This is a genomic window from Agreia pratensis, assembly GCF_900177685.1.
Lineage (GTDB): Bacteria > Actinomycetota > Actinomycetes > Actinomycetales > Microbacteriaceae > Agreia > Agreia pratensis.
On record NZ_FXAY01000005.1, the window covers coordinates 90735 to 106412 of the forward strand.

Consider the following 15678-nt stretch of genomic DNA (forward strand, 5'->3'; position numbering starts at 1 on the left):
GAGGTGCTGTTCTATCGTTGGATCATGGGCACCTGGAGTGGAGAACCGTTCGGAAGTGACTCGGCGAGCGACTGGGCATACGACCTGGCCGATGCCTCCGACTGGTCGGTCGTGCGCGATGCGTTGGCCCCGGTCATCGGCCAGACCGACGTCGACGCAGACGACGCCGTCATCGCCATCGCCGCGGCAGAGGTCGTCGCGCACGGTCTCGATCGCCCCACGCAGACGGATGCCTATACCGAGTCGGTGGGTCCGTTCGTTCAGCGCGCAGGTCGACCCGACGCCGCCCTCGTGGCTCTCGCGCTCGATGCGCTGGCCGCCTCCAGCTCTCCCGACAGCGAGCTGACCGAGCTGTGGCAAGACGAAGATCCCGACGAGTGGCTCAGTGCGAACGAGGCACTGAAACAGGCTCTGGATGCCGGGCTCCCCGGCCGTGACTGAACACCCGACCCATCCGAAGCGATATCGCCGCCGCCGGCGATTGATCATCGCTGCCGTCGTTGTCGTTACTCTGCTCGCCGTTGTTCTGATCGTGAACGCGGTGACCCCGCGGCCGGCCGCCCTGCTCATCCGGGCCGCAGTGGGATCTGTCGAAGACGTGGTCACCATCGGCCCGTACGCCGATCGGATAAGCGGCATCGAGGCCAGCGAACCCGTCTCGGTGCCGGTCGACGGCTTGCCCGACGCGCAGCTCGTTCTCTATTCGAACGGTGACGAGTCGACGACGGGAAAGCCCGTCATTCTGCTCATTCACGGCGGCGGATGGATTCTCGGCACGGCCTCGCAGATCACGAGCTACGCGAAGCTGCTGGCTTCGGAGGGATACCTCGTCGCCAACCTCGACTACTCACTGGCCCCGGAGTACGAGTACCCGACGCCCGCGCTTCAGTCGCTCGCAGCGCTCGACTATCTGCACGAGAACGTCGAAGAGTTCGGCGGCGACCCGGCCCGGATGTTCGTGGCCGGCAATTCGGCGGGCGCGCAGATCGCCGCGCAGCTCGGCGCGATCGTCACCAATCCGTCGTTGCGCGAGGCGATGGATGTGTCTGTCGAGACGCCCGCGACCGCCCTGCGCGGCGTCATCCTGTATTCGGGGCCTTACGACTTCTCGACCGTGTCGCGCACGGACTTTCCCGCGTTCGACACCTTCGCCTGGAGCTATCTCGGCCGCAAGGACTGGTCGTCAGACCCGCGAATAGACCAGCTCTCGACCACGCGTACGGCGACGTCCGACTACCCGCCCACGTATCTGACCGCTGGCGACGCCGATCCTCTGGAACCGCAGAGCTACGAACTCGACGCCGTTCTGCGCGCGCAGGGAGTCGACGTGACGAGCCGGTACTGGACAGGCTCAGGCAGTGCACTGCCGCACGACTACACCTTCGACCTGTCGACAACCGCGGCACAGACGGCGTTCGACGACACGGTCGCGTTCATCGAGAAGCACTCCTCACCGCGACCGACCGGATAGCCGCGACTCATTTCCTGCACGCTCAGCCGCGCATTGCCGGATACTGACAGACATGAGAAGACTTATGATCGTCGCGCTGATCGCAGTATCCGCAGCAAGCTTCACCGGATGCTCCGCCTTGGGTGGCGCAGAGCCGGTCGCGACCGTCGAGCCCACGGTCGAGCCGATAGAAGCGCCGAACGACCCGGATGCCTGGGATCAACCCGTCACCCTCGAGCAATTCGAGGATGCGTTTCCCGAGTTCGACGCATCCGGTCTGGTCTCTATGCCAAACGTCAACGTGATGAACAACACGCGTATGTGGGTATTGGGGTCGAGTGACCGCGACCACAGCTATGAGAAGGCCGTGTCATGGGCCAAGGGCTACGTCGACCTCAAGCCCGAAGGTGACGACCGCACGGTCAGCGGCATCTATGTGGGCAAGACCCGAAACGTCTCGATCATGATTGTGCAGGCGGGCGACGACGTCGACACCGCAGGGTTCTGGATGTACATCACCAGCAGCATCTAGCGACCGGGTAGCCGCGACTCATTCAGGGTGAGCGCGACTGAGGCTACGGAGTCACTGCCCGCGCTGACCAGCCCGAGCGAGATCGTGCTGCAGCAGGATGTTCACCTGCTGCTGCGCGATCGACCGCACGCCACTCAAGATGATCGCGATGATGAATGCCACCGCGCCCAGCCAGAAGACGATCGTTCCAATCATGGTCATCATGATCGCCCAGTCGAAGGTGTAGCGGGCATTCACCTGTGAGAAGAACCCGCCGATCAGCAGCAAGAACGGCGACACACCGTAGAACACGGTCGCTACGCGAGGCAAGCTGACTTGCGGCATCGGCTGCTGAGGCGGCTGGGCAATGGGCGGCACAGGCGAATTGGTCATGCCCGAATCGTACCGAGCATCAGCTCATCGACTACAAGGTCTGGCCGGGTAATGAAAGGGTGGTGCCCCGTCGGCACCTCGATCGAGCGCGTGGCCCGCGCCGCATGCAACCGCTGCAGCTCGAGCGATGTGCTGCGATCCTCGCCGCACACGAGATAGGTCGAGTCGACTCCCTGCCATCCGGCCGCCGTCGTCGGAGTCATGAACGCCCGCGCATCCTGAGCCGTGACGCGCTGCCAGGCCTCACGCTGGGTGGCGGCATCGGCATCCTGCATGAACCGGGCACCGAACGACTCGGCGTCGTAGCCCGAGACGCCGAGCGTGCCGTCGCCGTTGTCTGTGATGGCCACGGGGTCGGGCTCGCCGCTCATGATCGCGCCCTGTGCTTCGCCGATGTCGGGCAGATACGACGAGATATAGAACAGGCTCGTCACGGCGGGGTGCGCACCGGCTTCGGCGATGACGGTTCCGCCGTAGGAGTGGCCGACCACGATCGCCTCGTCGATGTCGTCGAGCTCGCGGCGCAGGGCCGCGGCGTCTGCGACGAGCCCGCCCGCGGCATCCGATTCGCTGTCGGCGCCACCCGCGGCACGCTCGCCGCACGACGGCAGCGCCACGGCGCGACTCCGGATGCCGGTGCGCCGCTCGAGCAGGTCGGCTGCGGGCCGCCACCACCAGGCTCCGTCGCGAACGAGAGCGCCGTGTACGAAGAGCAGCTGCATGGTGAGGTCCTTTTGCATGTGGTGGTGATTCAGACACTAGGGCTCGGAGTACTCGGCGCGCCGGGCGCGCGTCGAGGTTCGCTCTCGGCGATGGCATGGCCCGATGGTCTCTCGATTACGTTCCATTTTCTGTTTGTGAGTGATAGATTACTCACTATGGCCAATCCGAAGCGAGTGCTGAGTACGGCAGAAGACCGCCGCGTAGACGTGCTGACCGCGGCAACCGCGGCCTTTGCTCTGCGCGGCTACTTCGGCACGAACACGACCGAGGTGGCGCACGCATCCGGCATTTCGCAGGCCTACCTCTACCGTCTTTACGACAGCAAAGAAGCCTTGTTCATCGCGGTTCTCAATCACGTCAAGCTCCGCATTCGCGACGATCTCCGCTCGACATTCGACTCCGTTCCCACAGATCAGATCGACGCCGCTTTGGCAAAGCAGAGAGCCGTGGACCACGACATCGCCATGGTCCTCCTCCACGCAGTCGCAGCATGCGTGGTGCCCGCGGTGGCTGAGGCGGTTCGCGACTGCTATCAAGACCAACTCGAGTTCTTGCGCGGCCGAGGCGCCTCTGTCGAGGCGGTGCGGCGCTATCTATCCGAGGCCCAGTACTCGAACGCCCTACAAGCAGCCGGCATCGACTCGAGCTCTGCGTCTAGCGAGCTTCTGCTCCCGTAACCACACCACCCATCAAACAAACCACCCCAATCCCGGATCACGCGTCCTGCTAGTGAGTGATCTACCACTCTTTCTTTGGAGCTCCTATGACTATCGTGCAATCACGATCTCACCTACTGCTGTTTGCGCTGGCGTTCTGTCAGTTTCTCGTTGCTATCGACTACAACATCGTCCTGGTTGCACTTCCGCAGATCGGGTCTGAATTTGGAATCGACGGCACCGGCCTGCAGTGGATCGTCAGCGCATACGCTTTGGCGTTCGGCGGCCTTCTCCTCCTCAGCGGACGACTCGCCGATGTCGTGGGGCGCAGGCGCATGATGATGATCGGGTTCGGGCTGTACGGCCTCGGCTCCATCGCCGCCGCCGTAACTCCGTTCTATGGCGTGATTCTCGCGGGGCGAGTGGTCCAGGGCATCGGCGGGGCCTTCCTGTCCCCGGCCGTATTGGCCACCATCGCCGTGTCATTCCCCGAGGGACCAGCTCGGTTCAAAGCACTGTCGATCTGGTCGGCGGCAGGAGCAGCCGGCCTCGCCGGCGGCTCTGCTCTCGGAGGCGTTCTCATCGCCGCCTTTGATTGGCGCAGCGTCTTCGCCATCAACGTGCCCCTGGTCATCGTCGCCGCCGCACTCGTACTTCGTGGGGTTCCCGCAGACGCCACGACTGGTGCACGTCATCGGATCGATATCTTCGGCGCGGCCACGTCGGCGCTCGGTATCACCGCGATCGTTTACGCCCTGGGAGAAGGGCCGACAGCGGGATGGACGAGCCCGAACGTCTTGACGACGGCAGCCATCGGTGCCGTGCTGTTGGTTGTATTCATCGTGATCGAGAAGCGCTCCACCTCCCCTCTCCTACCCCTGTCGCTGTTGCGGAATCGCAGCCTCGCCGTGGGTCTGATCGTCATGATTCTGTTCATCGCATCGATCGGAACGAGCTACTACACGTTCTCTTTGTTCCTGCAGCAGGTTCTCGGAGCATCTGCGTTGACAACAGGCCTCGCCTTTCTTCCCTGGGGAATCATGGCCTTCCTCGGTTCGTCGATTGCCCGGCTGGCTCTTGGGCGGTTCGGCCTGCGTGGAGCAATAGCTCTGAGCGCCGTCATCGCCGCCCTGGGTACGGCAGGATTTGCCACGTCGCTGTACGCCGGCACGGCACTCATCGTGCCCGTCGCCTGGACACTCTTGCTGGGCGTCGGCCAGGCAATGGGATTCGCCAGCCTCTACGCTGCAGCCGGCGCAGGTATCACCCCGGAGCGGCAGGGCGTCGCGTCCGCCACAATGACGACCGCGCAACAGGTCGGAACCGCGCTCGGTCTCAGCGTTCTGGCCGGGCTCGCGGTGGCGGTGAGCCAATCTGCATCCGGCGATTCATTTGCCGCGACGGCGGAGGGTCTGCGCGTGGCGACGTGGGCAAGCGCGGCCGTTCTCTTGAGCGGTGCCGGTCTAGCCCTCGTGGCGCTGCGAAAGTCGCCAGCCACGCAGGACTAGACGAGCTCGTTCGTCACCTGCTCAAGCTCTGACAGCAGGGCGGCACCGCGGCCTGTGAGACGCACCGCCCTGCTGTCGGCGCGACGCGCGACCCAGCCCTGGGCATCCATCGCGCTGAAAATCTGCGCGCCGACCTGACCCGCGACATGAGCGCGCCGACCTGTCCAGTCGAGGCATCCCCTCGCCCACGGGCGACGGCCCTGGGTGGGCCGGATGCGCAGGGCGTGCACGAGCTGTCCCGCCGGAAACGGCTCGGGCGCAGACGACGACTCTCCGATCTTGAGCTCGCTCACTACTCCGGAACTCACGAGCAGGTCTGCCATCCGCAGCCCGAGGTCTCCAGCGAGATGGTCGTAGCAGGTCCTCGCCGAGCGAAGCTCTTCGGAGACGTGGTGCTGACGCAGCGACCGGATCTCGGTGCGCGGGGCGATCTCCTGGAGCGCCTCGATCGCGCCTGCCACCTCGCTGCTCGCGAGCCGGAAGAAGCGGTGGCGGCCTCGATGATCGACCGCGACCAGCCCCGCTGCGAGCAGCACCCGAAGGTGCTCACTCGCGGTGGAGGCAGACACTCCAGCGGCTCGAGCGAGGTCGCCCGCCGGAATCGATCGGCCACCAAGCAGAGCGGTGACAATCCGACCGCGCGCGGGGTCGCCCAACGCTCGGGCAGGGACTGCGATGTCGGGCTCGCCGCTCATGCTGCGTGCGCCCGACCCAGTGCCGCGCGAGCAGCCTCGACATCGTCGACGACGAGCACTTTGCGGTTGTCGTGATCGCTGTACTGAGCGAGAAGAACGACGTCGGCCTCGGCGAGCGCGGTCATCATTCGGCCCAGTGCGCCGGGCATGTCTGCGTCGAGTTCGGCGAGCACTGCCTCTCGGGCGACCACCGGTCCCATACCCGCCTCGGCGAGTGCCACCATGGCGAGCTGCGCATCCGCAACGAGGTAGTGCGCCACGCCCGCCCACATACCGCCGCCTTCGAGGCCGACGCCGGCCTCTCCCAGCAGGGTGCCGATGTGCGCAAGCGATCGCGCCCCGTCGGGCGCAGGGAGTTCGATATCGAACATCACAGCACCTCGATGACGGGCTCGATCGTCACCTCGGTCGTCAGGCTGTTGGCGATGTAGCACTGCTCGTGAGCCTTATTCAGCAGGCGTTGCACCCGCTCGACTGTCGCACCGCGCACAACGATTCGGGGCCGAAGCACGATTGCCGTCAGACGCATGGGGCGCAGATCATCGGGCATCACACCCTCCGCAGCGTCGTTGTACTCCAGCACCTCGACTCCAGCGAGAGCCGCCACCGCGAGAAAAGACAGGAGTTGGCACGAACTGGCGGCCGCGACCACGAACTGCTCAGGATTCGGCAGCGCTGCATCGCCACGAAACGCTGCATCAGCGCTGACCGCCATCGTGGTGTCACTCATCGTGATGTCGTGCTGGCGGCTGTAGCTGTCGTAGCCCTGAGTGCGGCCGGCCCAGCGCAGCGCGCTCGCATAGGTGTGTGTCGTCATGACTCCACGCTATGGCCGAATAGCTTCGTCTCTCGCCGAAATGTGACACACGGCGATCACGCCGAGAACGTCCGAAGAGGCTCGAATAGGTGATCGCCCGCCACTACTGCGTTAATAGAACTATGCAGGCATTCGGTATCGATCGTCTGACGACCAACTTTCAGCCCGTGGTCGACATCGATACCGGTCGGGTCGTGGCGCACGAAGCGCTCAGCCGCGCGTCGATCAACGGGGCTCCCGTGGCGCCGGATCGGCTTCTGCACGACGCCTATCAGAGCGGCACAGCCGACGAACTCGACTCGGTCTTCATCGAGTCTGCTCTGCGTGCCGCGGCGACTCGGGGACTCCTCTCGCCGCACTCCCTCTTCGTGAACGTCGAGCCGATCAGCCTCGCGAACGGATTCATCACCGCACCGCTCCTGAGCGCTCCCCCGCTGGTCATCGAGATCACCGAGCGGGCGCTCACCGCCGACCCCGGGGCGCTTCTCACCTCCGCGGCCGCCCTGCGCGCCGCCGGCCACCTCATCGCAATCGACGATCTGGGTGCCGAACCCGCCTCTCTCGCGCTTCTGCCGCTGCTGGCGCCCGAGATCGTGAAGCTCGATATGAACCTGATTCGCCGCCAGCCCGACCGCACCACGGCCGCGATGATGACGGCGGTCGCGGCCTATGCCGAGAGAAGCGGTGCCCTCGTTCTGGCCGAGGGGGTCGAGACCGCCGAGCACATCACACGGGCGCGGGCGCTCGGCGCATCCGTTGCTCAGGGCTGGCACTTCGGCAAACCAAGCGAGAGCGCACGCGATGCGCCCGGCGTCACCGTTCGACGTGCGGGACCCGGCCGCCACAGCGCGGCGCCCGTGCGTGATTCGATCGACACCACGCCCTTCGGTGTGGTCTCCGCCGAGACTCCGCTGAGGGTCGGCGACCGCGCCATGCTCGTGCAGGTCAGCATCCTGCTCGAGGAGCGCGCCGCGGCGGCGGGCGACTCGGCCGTGCTGCTCTCGACCTTCCAGTCCGGCGACAACATCAGCGAGAACACGCGACGGCGTTACGACCGTCTGATCGAATCCGGATGCCTGTTGACGGCCTACTCGACCGGCGCGTCGGCGGCCCTTCCGCATCCGGCCCGCAGCGTGACGGTCGACGACGCCGACCCCCTCGCCGCCGAATGGGATGTCGTTCTGCTCACCGCCGACTACGCCGCCGCCCTCACCGCGAGGGAGATCGATTCGTCGCGGCATCGCGAGGGGCTCTACGAGTTCGTGCTCACCACCGATCGCGATCTCGTCACGCGCAGCGCTCGGGCCCTGCTCGCGCGCTGACTCGTCAACCCCTGACACCGAATCGGGCGGCGGGCGTAACGTCGCGGGCGGAAAGGAGCACACATGACGACGAATGAATCCAAGAAGCCGGATGCCGACGAGTTGCCCGATGGCTCAGGATCTGACGGAAGCCAGCCCCAGAACGGTGAAGACACCGCATCAGGAGGAGGAGCAGACGATGAGTGACCCTCGCCCCGAGCACACCCCCAAGCCCGACGAGATCGACCCCGATAAGGGAACCGAGCCCGATGGGACTCCCGTGGAGAACCCCTCCGGTTCGTGGGCTTCGCAGCCCGAGCTGATCGCGGCGTAAGGCCGTCATCACCAGACATGTCTGAGACGGGGTCTGTCGACGACGACCGCTGGCTGGTCATCAATGGCCGCAGGTGGCCTCGCACAGACCCCGTTCTCGATGAGGCACTCGTCGAAAGGCTGAAGAGTCATCTCGGCCGGGGCCGTTCGGGCGTGCGGGCTGCGAAGAAGACCGGCGACGATGAGGCTGTGGCCGCCGCGCGCCGGCGCACCAATCTGGCTAAGCACGGCCTGGGCGAGCGCGGCCCCTCCTGGTGGGACTCCCCCGAACAGGATCGAATCGACCGGGCGAACGAGGCTCTGAACGAGCTCGACGCTCTCGACGGCTGAGCCCCTACTTCGCTATTGCAGGGCGGATTGTCACCATGCCGCCACCCGGTCGAGGACACGCCAGCTCTCGGTCGAAACATCCTGTTGAACGCGGAACTTGTCGCCGCCGGCGCACTCTGCGACCGTTGAGCCATGCCCGCTCGCTGAATACACTCTCCGCGCCGGTCGCCGCTCCTATTCAGGAGAAGTAGGCCAGATGTCGCCTTTTCGTACGTGGCTAGCTGGTTTCTCCTGAGTTGCAGCAAGACCGCCAGGAACCCTCGACGGATTCGCCTTCGCGAAACCGCTGATCGAGCAGGTGACCACTGGCCGCATCAGCCGGTCCGCGTGGGTGAGGCGCTTGGGCGAGCTGGCCGGCAACATGGCGGCCGCCGAGGAGTGGGGACGACAACCAGCGCGCATCGACGAGGCTGTTCTCGAGCTCTCCGATGAGATCCGTCGACTCGGAATCATAACGGCCGTACTCACCAATGGCACCGATACGATTCCCGCAGAACTCGCCGAGCTCGATATCACCCACCGGTTCGACGCGATCTTCAACTCCGCCGAGATCGGTTTCGCGAAGCCAGACGTTCGCGCCTTCACACACGTGCTCGACACTCTCGGAGTAGCCGCCGAAGATGCGTACTTCACCGACGACTCCGCCTCGAAGATCGTCGGCGCGGAGAGCGCCGTGTGCAGCGAGGCCCTCCAACTGTCGACCTGCAGCAGTTCGGCGGCGACACCGATCCCGAGAATGTTCGTCATGCGTTCAGTGTGGTCGCTCGGCAGAAATCGCGGGCTCCCCTAGCCAGCGGCATCGCTCACTCGTCGATATCGCTCACTCGGCGGCGTCGCGGAGCGCAGGAAGAACCTGCTTCGTCTCGGCGACTCGGGTGACCTTCGCCGCGATTGGCCTGAAGAGTCGTGACGCGATCACCCTGTCGACGGCCCCGCGCGCCGCCATACCGAGCCGCGTTCGCGGATAGGCGAAATATTCGAGCCCTCGAGGCAGGCTCTGAACATCGTCGACCAACGGTCGGAGCCACTTCTCGTACGAGGTGAGCGCCGTCTCGAGATTGTGCGGAGTGGTCGACAGATACGCAGCGAGCACGTATCCGCTGATGAGCGCGAGGGATGCTCCCCCGCCGCCCATCGGGGTGACGCACCACCCGGCATCTCCTGCCATCACAACGCGGCCTCGATGCCAGGTGCTCATCCGCACCTGAGTGAGCTGGTCGATATAGACGTCGTCAGACGTGTCGAACGCATCCAAGATCCGGGACGCCTCCCACCCCGCATCCTGGTAGTGCGCCCTGACGACCGCGAGGGCGCCGGCACGGTCGAGGCCTTTGAGGTCCTCCCCGCGCGAGTAGGCGAGAATCGCGCGGATGGTTCCGTGGTTGTCGGGCCGGAGATGAATCTGTCGCCCACCGATCGCGTTGTACCAACGCCACCGGTCGTCGTCGGTCGGGGTGCGCGGAATAGTGCCGAACACCATCTTGATGCCGAGCTCTTTCTGGTCGACCGCGTCGCCGAAGAGCCGGTCACGGGTGGCAGAACGCACACCCTCGGCGATGACGAGCAGATCCGCACGCAGCGACAGTCCGCCTTCGGTGCCGACTTCCACACCATCGGGCACGTCTGTGACGTCGGCGATCGTGTCCCCGTAGATGAAGTCGACGTCATCCGGCAGATGGTCGAGCATCGTGCGGGCTAAGTCGCCTCGCAGCACCTCGAGCTCTGCTGTCGCCCCACCTTCTCCACCAAAGGGCAACTCAACCCTGACCTTGCCCGTAGACGTAACGAGCACAGTGCCCGTCTCCGTCGTGTTCTGTGCCTTGACCGCATCGAACAGGCCCATGCGGAAGAGCACCTCACGAGCGATGCCGCGTACGTCGATGTTCTGGCCGCCGTCGCGGAACTCGTTCGCGCGTTCGATGACGGTGACCCGCCATCCGGCTCGGCGAAGCCAATATGCGGAGGAGAGCCCGGCGATGCTGGCACCGGAGATGACGGCGTGTAATTGAGGCATGTCATGACTGCTTTCTGATCGGTGTGCGTGTGCAGAAGATCAGTATGGCATGTTTTGCTTCACTGTGAAGTTACTTCTCTATGAATCAAGTTGGCAAAGAGGCCGTGTCAGCGGCGCCCCTTACGCAGGGCCTTGTTGGCTTCTTCAATGCTGCTGGTGATATCGCCGAGGAACGCCGCGATGATGCGAGCCGATGTCGGATCCAGGCTCCGGAGGGTTCTTTCGAGACCACCCCCTGCCTGCGCGGAGAACTCGCCGACGCTCGCAGCAGCCTGGGGTGTCGGACGAAGTGTGACGATGCGGCGATCTTCGCTCTCGCGACTCCTCGTCACCAGCTCTCGGCGCTCCAATCGGTTGATCAGCGCATTAGTCGCACCCGATGTCAGCCCCACATGTCGTGCAAGCCGTGCTGGTGTCATCGGCTCCCCTTCGCCGGCCGCAATCGTGATCTCGGCAAGACCGGCAGCGTCCGACGCGGGAAGATCGATGGATTCACCCATGTGACGGGTGAGCTCGCCGTACCCCACGATGAAATCACGCAGGAGCTCGCCCACTCGATCCTGTTCATCCGTCATGGGGCAATGATCCCACGCCCCAGACAGCGAGGTGCTTCACCATTACAGGGCCGATTGACGGCTCGCCGCTGTCAGGTCGAAGACACACCGACACTTCGTCAAAACATCCTGTTCAACGAAAATCAGGGCCGAGTCATGTGCACCTCGAACCCGTAAGGCGGATCTTCGCGCCGTTGTCCGTCCAAACTGAAACCGTGGTGCTCATAGAAGTGCAGCGCTCGAGCGTTGCCCTCGAAGACCCACAGCTCGGCGGCCGCTCCCCGCAGACTCTCGTTCAGCAATCGAGTTCCGAGGCCCGATCGCCAGTGACTTCTCCGCGTATAAAGCGAGAGGAGTTCCAGATTCGGTCTGTCCGCGACCCGGGCGAAGCCGACGACCGCCCCGACCTCGACGGCCACGAGTACTTTCTCGCGAGCTATGCGCGCCGCCCAGCGCGCAGCGCGAGAATCCGCCGGCTCGTCGTGGCGCGCGCGCAACACTGCCGGATCGATCATGTCGGCGTACGCCTCGTCCCACACGGTGAGACTGAGCCACGCCAGTTCGCCGACATCCGCATCAGTCGCGGCACGAATGAGAGGCTCCATCGATCACTGGTGACATCGTCGACTGCCTACGGGTGGCTCGCTGCTCGCGCTCAGGAGAATCCGGGCGGAAAACGGTCTTCTCGCGCACCAAGAGTCGAGATCTCCTGAGTTGCAGCGAGACTTCTGCGAGCCGTGACGATCGCCCGCTGCGCCGTCGAGTAGTCGGGCGAGGAACGAGCTTTCGACAAATGTAGGACTCCTCCCGCTCAAGGCCTGAACGGCTCCTCGGCAGGCTTAGGCTCGCTCCGTGATCACAGCGCCGTTGTCTCTTCGAGATGTCACCATCCGTTATCCGCGCGAGGGTCAAGACGACCTCACGATCATCGAGAACCTCTCTTTCGACGTCGATGCCGGCAGAATGCACTGCCTCGCCGGTCGAAGCGGATCAGGCAAGACGAGCATCCTCAAGGCAACAGCCGGACTGGTGCGCCCCACCTCGGGCAGCGTGTTCTGGTCGGGCTCCGATCTCGCCACCCAGTCCGACGACGCGGTCACGAAGTTCCGTCGCCGCCATGTGGGCTACCTCGATCAGGGCGGCGTGCTCATCAGCGGGCTCACCACTCTCGAGAACGTGCTGCTGCCCGCGGTTCCCGACCGCGAGACCCGCGCCCTCGGCCGCAAGGCACGCGATCTGCTGAACCGCCTTGGCGTCGGCGAAAGGCTGCGGTCGAAGCCCGAACAGCTCTCGGGCGGCGAGCGACAACGCGTGGCCCTCGCCCGGGCACTTCTCTTCGACCCGGGTGTGCTCGTCGTCGACGAGCCGACCGCCAGCCTCGACAGACGCAGCGCAGACGGCGTGATCGCGTTGCTGCGGTCGATTGCGGATGCCGGAACCGCGGTGATCGTCTCGGCGCACGACCAAAATCTCATCGACGCCGCCGATACCCGCACGGTCATGGCATGAGCCGGCCCCGCCGCCGCAACAAGGACACCGACGCCAAGCTCGACCGCGTTCCGGGCCCCTTCACCCGCTTCCGTCGCAGGCACCTGCGCATCGTCGCCCTCAGCCTGATCGGCCTCGTTCTGGTGGCCGCGTCGTTCATGCAGTCGACCTCGGCCGAGCTCCTCAAGCAGACGTTGGATGCGAATTGGCGCGGCGACTACGACATTCTCGTGACGGCCGGCGGTTCGACTCCACTCGTCGACGGCGAGAGCACGCTGCTGTCCTCGTCGGCGCTCACGAATGCCGCGCTCGGACACATCCCCTCTGGCCAGGTCGCGCAAGTCGAGGGACTCGACGGCATCGACGTCGCCGCTCCGATCGGCGAGATCTCGACACCCACCACGGGCACCTCCAAGGTCACACTGATCGTTCCCCTCGACAACAGCAACCCCGGCCCCCGGGCCTATCGGGCGACGACGCAGCTATCGATCGACGACGGCGTCACCGCGCCGCGCACGATCAACGGGTCCGTCGATTTCGTCGTCGATCAGACGCAGTGGGAGGGGTTCAGGCAACTCGCCGACGGCGAGCATGTGCGCATTCGAGCATCCACCACAGACGGCGGCACCTATGCGCCCGCCGAAACCGACCCGAACGTCGGGATCGATTACTACTACTCGGGCTACTCGTCCCCTCGCCAGCCGCCCCCGGGTGAAGGGATCGTCATGATCACCCTTCCCGTTCCGGCCGTCGAGACCGCTCATATCGTGCTCGTCGACGCCGAGGCAGAGAAACGCCTGCTCGGCGACGCGGGCGACGTCATGGATCCACTGATCGACACGACCTCGCTCATCGGAACGCTCGGAACGAACGTCTACGACCCGACTGACCCCGACGATCGGCCCGTCGACGGAGACGATCTGCAGACCCTCTCGGAGAAGGGCATCGTCTCGAACGCCGCTCCGGTACTCACTCGCACCGTCGAGACCTCTCCCTCCGCTCTCACCGTGCAGCTCGCGCCTCTCGACGTGCCGCCGAGCACGCTCTCCGGTGCACTGACCTGGAACCAGACGGGGGACAATTCGATGCTGCCGCCCGGCCCCATCGAAGGCGCTACGGCAGGCGACGCACAGACGATCTACACGGGCGACCCGGGCGATGCGCTGTCACCGCTGACGTTCGACACAGTCGACATCAACTGGCCGGGATTCACCATGCCCGAGCAGCCGTCCTACGCTCGATTTCCCTACTTCCGTCCATCTGAGTCAAACATCTTGAGCATGGTCACGCCGATGGCCGACTCCTCGGTTCAGCCCACCACGAGCACGGCGTCGATACCGGATGCGACGGGCGCGACGGATGCGCACGGCGCCGCTCCCCAGGTGAGCCTGCAGTCGACGAGCAACGACGCTGGCGAGCTGCAGTTCAACGCCCTCTCTCCGATTCTCGACCGCAACTCCCAGCCCCTCGACACCGTCGAATCGGAGATCTGGCCGGTGGGATCGTTCACACCTCAAAGCCTGCGTGGTGAGTCGACGAGCCTCGGCCAGGTCGGTCTCGGCTATGACGACCCCGATCCCACCGTGACAAACGGCAGCGAGCAGCAGATCCTGCCGCCCTCGTGGTCGGGCCTGGGGCTCAACACCTCCGGCGCCCTGGCCATCGCCGACCTCGAGAACGCGTCGAGCTGGCACGTCACCGATCCTGTCTCGTCGATCAGGGTTCGGGTCGCCGGCATCGACGGGTACACCGCAGATGCCCAAGCGCGCATTCTCGACGTGGCCAACCGCATCCGAGATCTCGGGCTCACGGCCACGGTCGTCTCGGGATCGTCGCTCGAGGCGGTTCCCGTGAGCCTGCTGCCGCCCGCCGACGAGACGCAGGGCACCGAGGCAACGGATGATTCCGCACAGAACGCCCCGACGCCGGAGGCGGATGAGCGGACAGCGGCGCCCGTTGTGACGCTGGAGTACTCCCGACTCGGAGCCGCCGCCCTCGCCTCAGGCGGAGTATCGGGCACGAACCTGGCGCTGCTCGTCATGGCGATCGTCGCCGGCACGGCACTGCTCGTCGCCGTGCAACTGAGTTCGATCGCGGCCCGGCGCACCGACTCGGTCGTGCTGCGCCAGATCGGATGGCCTCGTGCCCGCATCCGACGTTGGCTCGTGGCCGAAGAGGCGATTCCGCTGGCGATCTTGATCGTCGTCGGAGCCGCGACCATCGCGCTGTCGGCGGTGCGCGAGGTCACCATTCCCATGGTGATCATCTCGCTCGGCGCGAGCCTTCTCACGTCTGCCCTCCTGATCCAGCGTGGCGCGCACCCGGCGGCGCCTCCGCGACTCGGCCACGACGCCGCGCGGGCGGGAAAGCTCCGCACTCCGTCTCGTCTCGGACTGAGGCAGGCAGCGACCAGTCCAGCGACCACGGTGACCCTTGCTCTCGCCTTCACCCTCGTCTACCTCGCAGCGGCGACCGCGATCGCCGTGCTGCTCACCGGGCGGCAGGCCGCCGGCACCTCTCGGCTCGGAGCGTTCGCCACCGCGCAGGCGCTGGTGCCGCAGGGCATCCTGATCACGGTGACCATCGTGGCGAGCTGCGTGCTCATCGTGGTCGTGCGCCGACTCGGCCTCGAGCGGCGAACCGCGCAACTCGAGGCACTGCACGCCATGGGATGGCAGCGGACGCACCTGCGCAAAACCGCCATCGCAGAGGTGCTCAGCTCGGCTGCGCCGGGGCTGCTCGCAGGAGCGGTGTTCGCCGTCATCGGAAGCGTGCTGCTGAGCCCGACCGCGGTGCTGCCGGCCGCCGGGGCCGGAGCGCTCACCACGATCGTGGTCACGGCGGTAGTGGTGAGGTCCTCCCTGCGCCGTCGCTGAGCCGGGCGCCGGTCGGCATGGTCTCGATA

General features: G+C 65.5%; 20 protein-coding genes. 12 read left to right on the plus strand and 8 right to left on the minus strand.

Going from position 1 to position 15678, the window contains the following annotated elements:
* Window positions 1-24: 24 nt before the first annotated feature.
* From B9Y86_RS14140 to B9Y86_RS14150, 3 genes are read left to right on the plus strand one after another with little or no spacing between them, the layout of a single operon-like run.
* Entirely contained in the window at window positions 25-441 is a 417-nt protein-coding gene (locus tag B9Y86_RS14140; protein WP_085487583.1) for a DUF4259 domain-containing protein, read from the plus strand.
* Entirely contained in the window at window positions 434-1471 is a 1038-nt protein-coding gene (locus B9Y86_RS14145) for an alpha/beta hydrolase (protein ID WP_176223368.1), read from the plus strand. The genes B9Y86_RS14140 and B9Y86_RS14145 overlap by 8 nt, the downstream gene beginning before the upstream one ends.
* A gap of 52 nt (window positions 1472-1523) precedes the next feature.
* Window positions 1524-1982, plus strand: a complete 459-nt coding sequence (locus B9Y86_RS14150) for a hypothetical protein (protein WP_139824916.1) — start codon at window positions 1524-1526, stop codon at window positions 1980-1982.
* A 51-nt stretch (window positions 1983-2033) separates the two neighbouring features.
* On the opposite strand, the gene B9Y86_RS14155 is transcribed toward B9Y86_RS14150, so the two are convergent.
* The gene (locus tag B9Y86_RS14155) at window positions 2034-2354 is read right to left on the minus strand and encodes a hypothetical protein (protein WP_085487153.1); all 321 of its coding nucleotides are present in this window, start codon (window positions 2352-2354) and stop codon (window positions 2034-2036) included.
* A complete protein-coding gene (locus tag B9Y86_RS14160) occupies window positions 2351-3076 on the minus strand; it encodes an alpha/beta hydrolase (RefSeq protein ID WP_085487585.1) in 726 nt (241 codons plus the stop codon). The genes B9Y86_RS14155 and B9Y86_RS14160 overlap by 4 nt, the downstream gene beginning before the upstream one ends.
* A gap of 156 nt (window positions 3077-3232) precedes the next feature.
* On the opposite strand from B9Y86_RS14160, the gene B9Y86_RS14165 reads away from it, so the two are divergent.
* Together B9Y86_RS14165 and B9Y86_RS14170 are read left to right on the plus strand one after the other, a co-directional pair.
* Window positions 3233-3754, plus strand: a complete 522-nt coding sequence (locus B9Y86_RS14165; protein ID WP_176223369.1) for a TetR/AcrR family transcriptional regulator — start codon at window positions 3233-3235, stop codon at window positions 3752-3754.
* A gap of 86 nt (window positions 3755-3840) precedes the next feature.
* Entirely contained in the window at window positions 3841-5241 is a 1401-nt protein-coding gene (locus tag B9Y86_RS14170; RefSeq protein ID WP_085487156.1) for an MFS transporter, read from the plus strand.
* On the opposite strand, the gene B9Y86_RS14175 is transcribed toward B9Y86_RS14170, so the two are convergent.
* The 3 genes from B9Y86_RS14175 to B9Y86_RS14185 are packed head-to-tail and all read right to left on the minus strand — an operon-like array spanning window position 5238 to window position 6753.
* Window positions 5238-5936 (minus strand): ArsR/SmtB family transcription factor, encoded by a 699-nt coding sequence (locus tag B9Y86_RS14175; protein WP_085487158.1) that lies wholly within the window; start codon window positions 5934-5936, stop codon window positions 5238-5240. The genes B9Y86_RS14170 and B9Y86_RS14175 overlap by 4 nt on opposite strands.
* Entirely contained in the window at window positions 5933-6307 is a 375-nt protein-coding gene (locus B9Y86_RS14180) for a hypothetical protein (protein ID WP_085487160.1), read from the minus strand. Before B9Y86_RS14180 ends, B9Y86_RS14175 begins: the two co-directional genes overlap by 4 nt.
* Complete coding sequence (locus tag B9Y86_RS14185; RefSeq protein ID WP_085487162.1) at window positions 6307-6753, minus strand: OsmC family protein; 447 nt, start codon at window positions 6751-6753, stop codon at window positions 6307-6309. The genes B9Y86_RS14180 and B9Y86_RS14185 overlap by 1 nt, the downstream gene beginning before the upstream one ends.
* Before the next feature lie 122 nt (window positions 6754-6875).
* Here B9Y86_RS14185 and B9Y86_RS14190 point away from each other — a divergent pair, with 122 nt between their 5' ends.
* The 5 genes from B9Y86_RS14190 to B9Y86_RS14200 all read left to right on the plus strand — a co-directional run bounded on the left by B9Y86_RS14190 (window position 6876) and on the right by B9Y86_RS14200 (window position 9507).
* Window positions 6876-8075, plus strand: a complete 1200-nt coding sequence (locus tag B9Y86_RS14190) for an EAL domain-containing protein (RefSeq protein ID WP_085487164.1) — start codon at window positions 6876-6878, stop codon at window positions 8073-8075.
* A 63-nt stretch (window positions 8076-8138) separates the two neighbouring features.
* Complete coding sequence (locus tag B9Y86_RS17840) at window positions 8139-8261, plus strand: hypothetical protein (RefSeq protein WP_280522305.1); 123 nt, start codon at window positions 8139-8141, stop codon at window positions 8259-8261.
* Window positions 8254-8388 carry a hypothetical protein gene (locus tag B9Y86_RS17845; RefSeq protein WP_280522306.1) on the plus strand — a complete coding sequence of 45 codons (135 nt, stop codon included), beginning with the start codon at window positions 8254-8256 and terminating at the stop codon, window positions 8386-8388. Before B9Y86_RS17840 ends, B9Y86_RS17845 begins: the two co-directional genes overlap by 8 nt.
* A gap of 17 nt (window positions 8389-8405) precedes the next feature.
* The gene (locus B9Y86_RS14195; RefSeq protein ID WP_085487165.1) at window positions 8406-8717 is read left to right on the plus strand and encodes a biopolymer transporter Tol; all 312 of its coding nucleotides are present in this window, start codon (window positions 8406-8408) and stop codon (window positions 8715-8717) included.
* Between the two features lie 298 nt (window positions 8718-9015).
* The gene (locus B9Y86_RS14200) at window positions 9016-9507 is read left to right on the plus strand and encodes an HAD family hydrolase (RefSeq protein WP_085487166.1); all 492 of its coding nucleotides are present in this window, start codon (window positions 9016-9018) and stop codon (window positions 9505-9507) included.
* Window positions 9508-9537: 30 nt separating this feature from the next.
* Here B9Y86_RS14200 and B9Y86_RS14205 read toward each other — a convergent pair whose 3' ends face one another.
* The 3 genes from B9Y86_RS14205 to B9Y86_RS14215 all read right to left on the minus strand — a co-directional run bounded on the left by B9Y86_RS14205 (window position 9538) and on the right by B9Y86_RS14215 (window position 11890).
* Entirely contained in the window at window positions 9538-10731 is a 1194-nt protein-coding gene (locus B9Y86_RS14205; RefSeq protein ID WP_085487168.1) for an FAD-dependent monooxygenase, read from the minus strand.
* A 107-nt stretch (window positions 10732-10838) separates the two neighbouring features.
* Window positions 10839-11306, minus strand: coding sequence for a MarR family winged helix-turn-helix transcriptional regulator (locus B9Y86_RS14210; RefSeq protein WP_085487170.1), 468 nt, complete (start codon window positions 11304-11306; stop codon window positions 10839-10841).
* A 122-nt stretch (window positions 11307-11428) separates the two neighbouring features.
* Window positions 11429-11890: a GNAT family N-acetyltransferase gene (locus B9Y86_RS14215; protein ID WP_085487172.1), complete on the minus strand. Its 462-nt coding sequence runs from the start codon at window positions 11888-11890 to the stop codon at window positions 11429-11431.
* Between the two features lie 247 nt (window positions 11891-12137).
* Between B9Y86_RS14215 and B9Y86_RS14220 the strand changes: the two genes are divergently transcribed.
* Together B9Y86_RS14220 and B9Y86_RS14225 are read left to right on the plus strand one after the other, a co-directional pair.
* A complete protein-coding gene (locus B9Y86_RS14220; RefSeq protein WP_085487174.1) occupies window positions 12138-12794 on the plus strand; it encodes an ABC transporter ATP-binding protein in 657 nt (218 codons plus the stop codon).
* The gene (locus B9Y86_RS14225) at window positions 12791-15649 is read left to right on the plus strand and encodes an ABC transporter permease (protein ID WP_085487176.1); all 2859 of its coding nucleotides are present in this window, start codon (window positions 12791-12793) and stop codon (window positions 15647-15649) included. Before B9Y86_RS14220 ends, B9Y86_RS14225 begins: the two co-directional genes overlap by 4 nt.
* The last annotated feature ends 29 nt before the right edge of the window (window positions 15650-15678 follow it).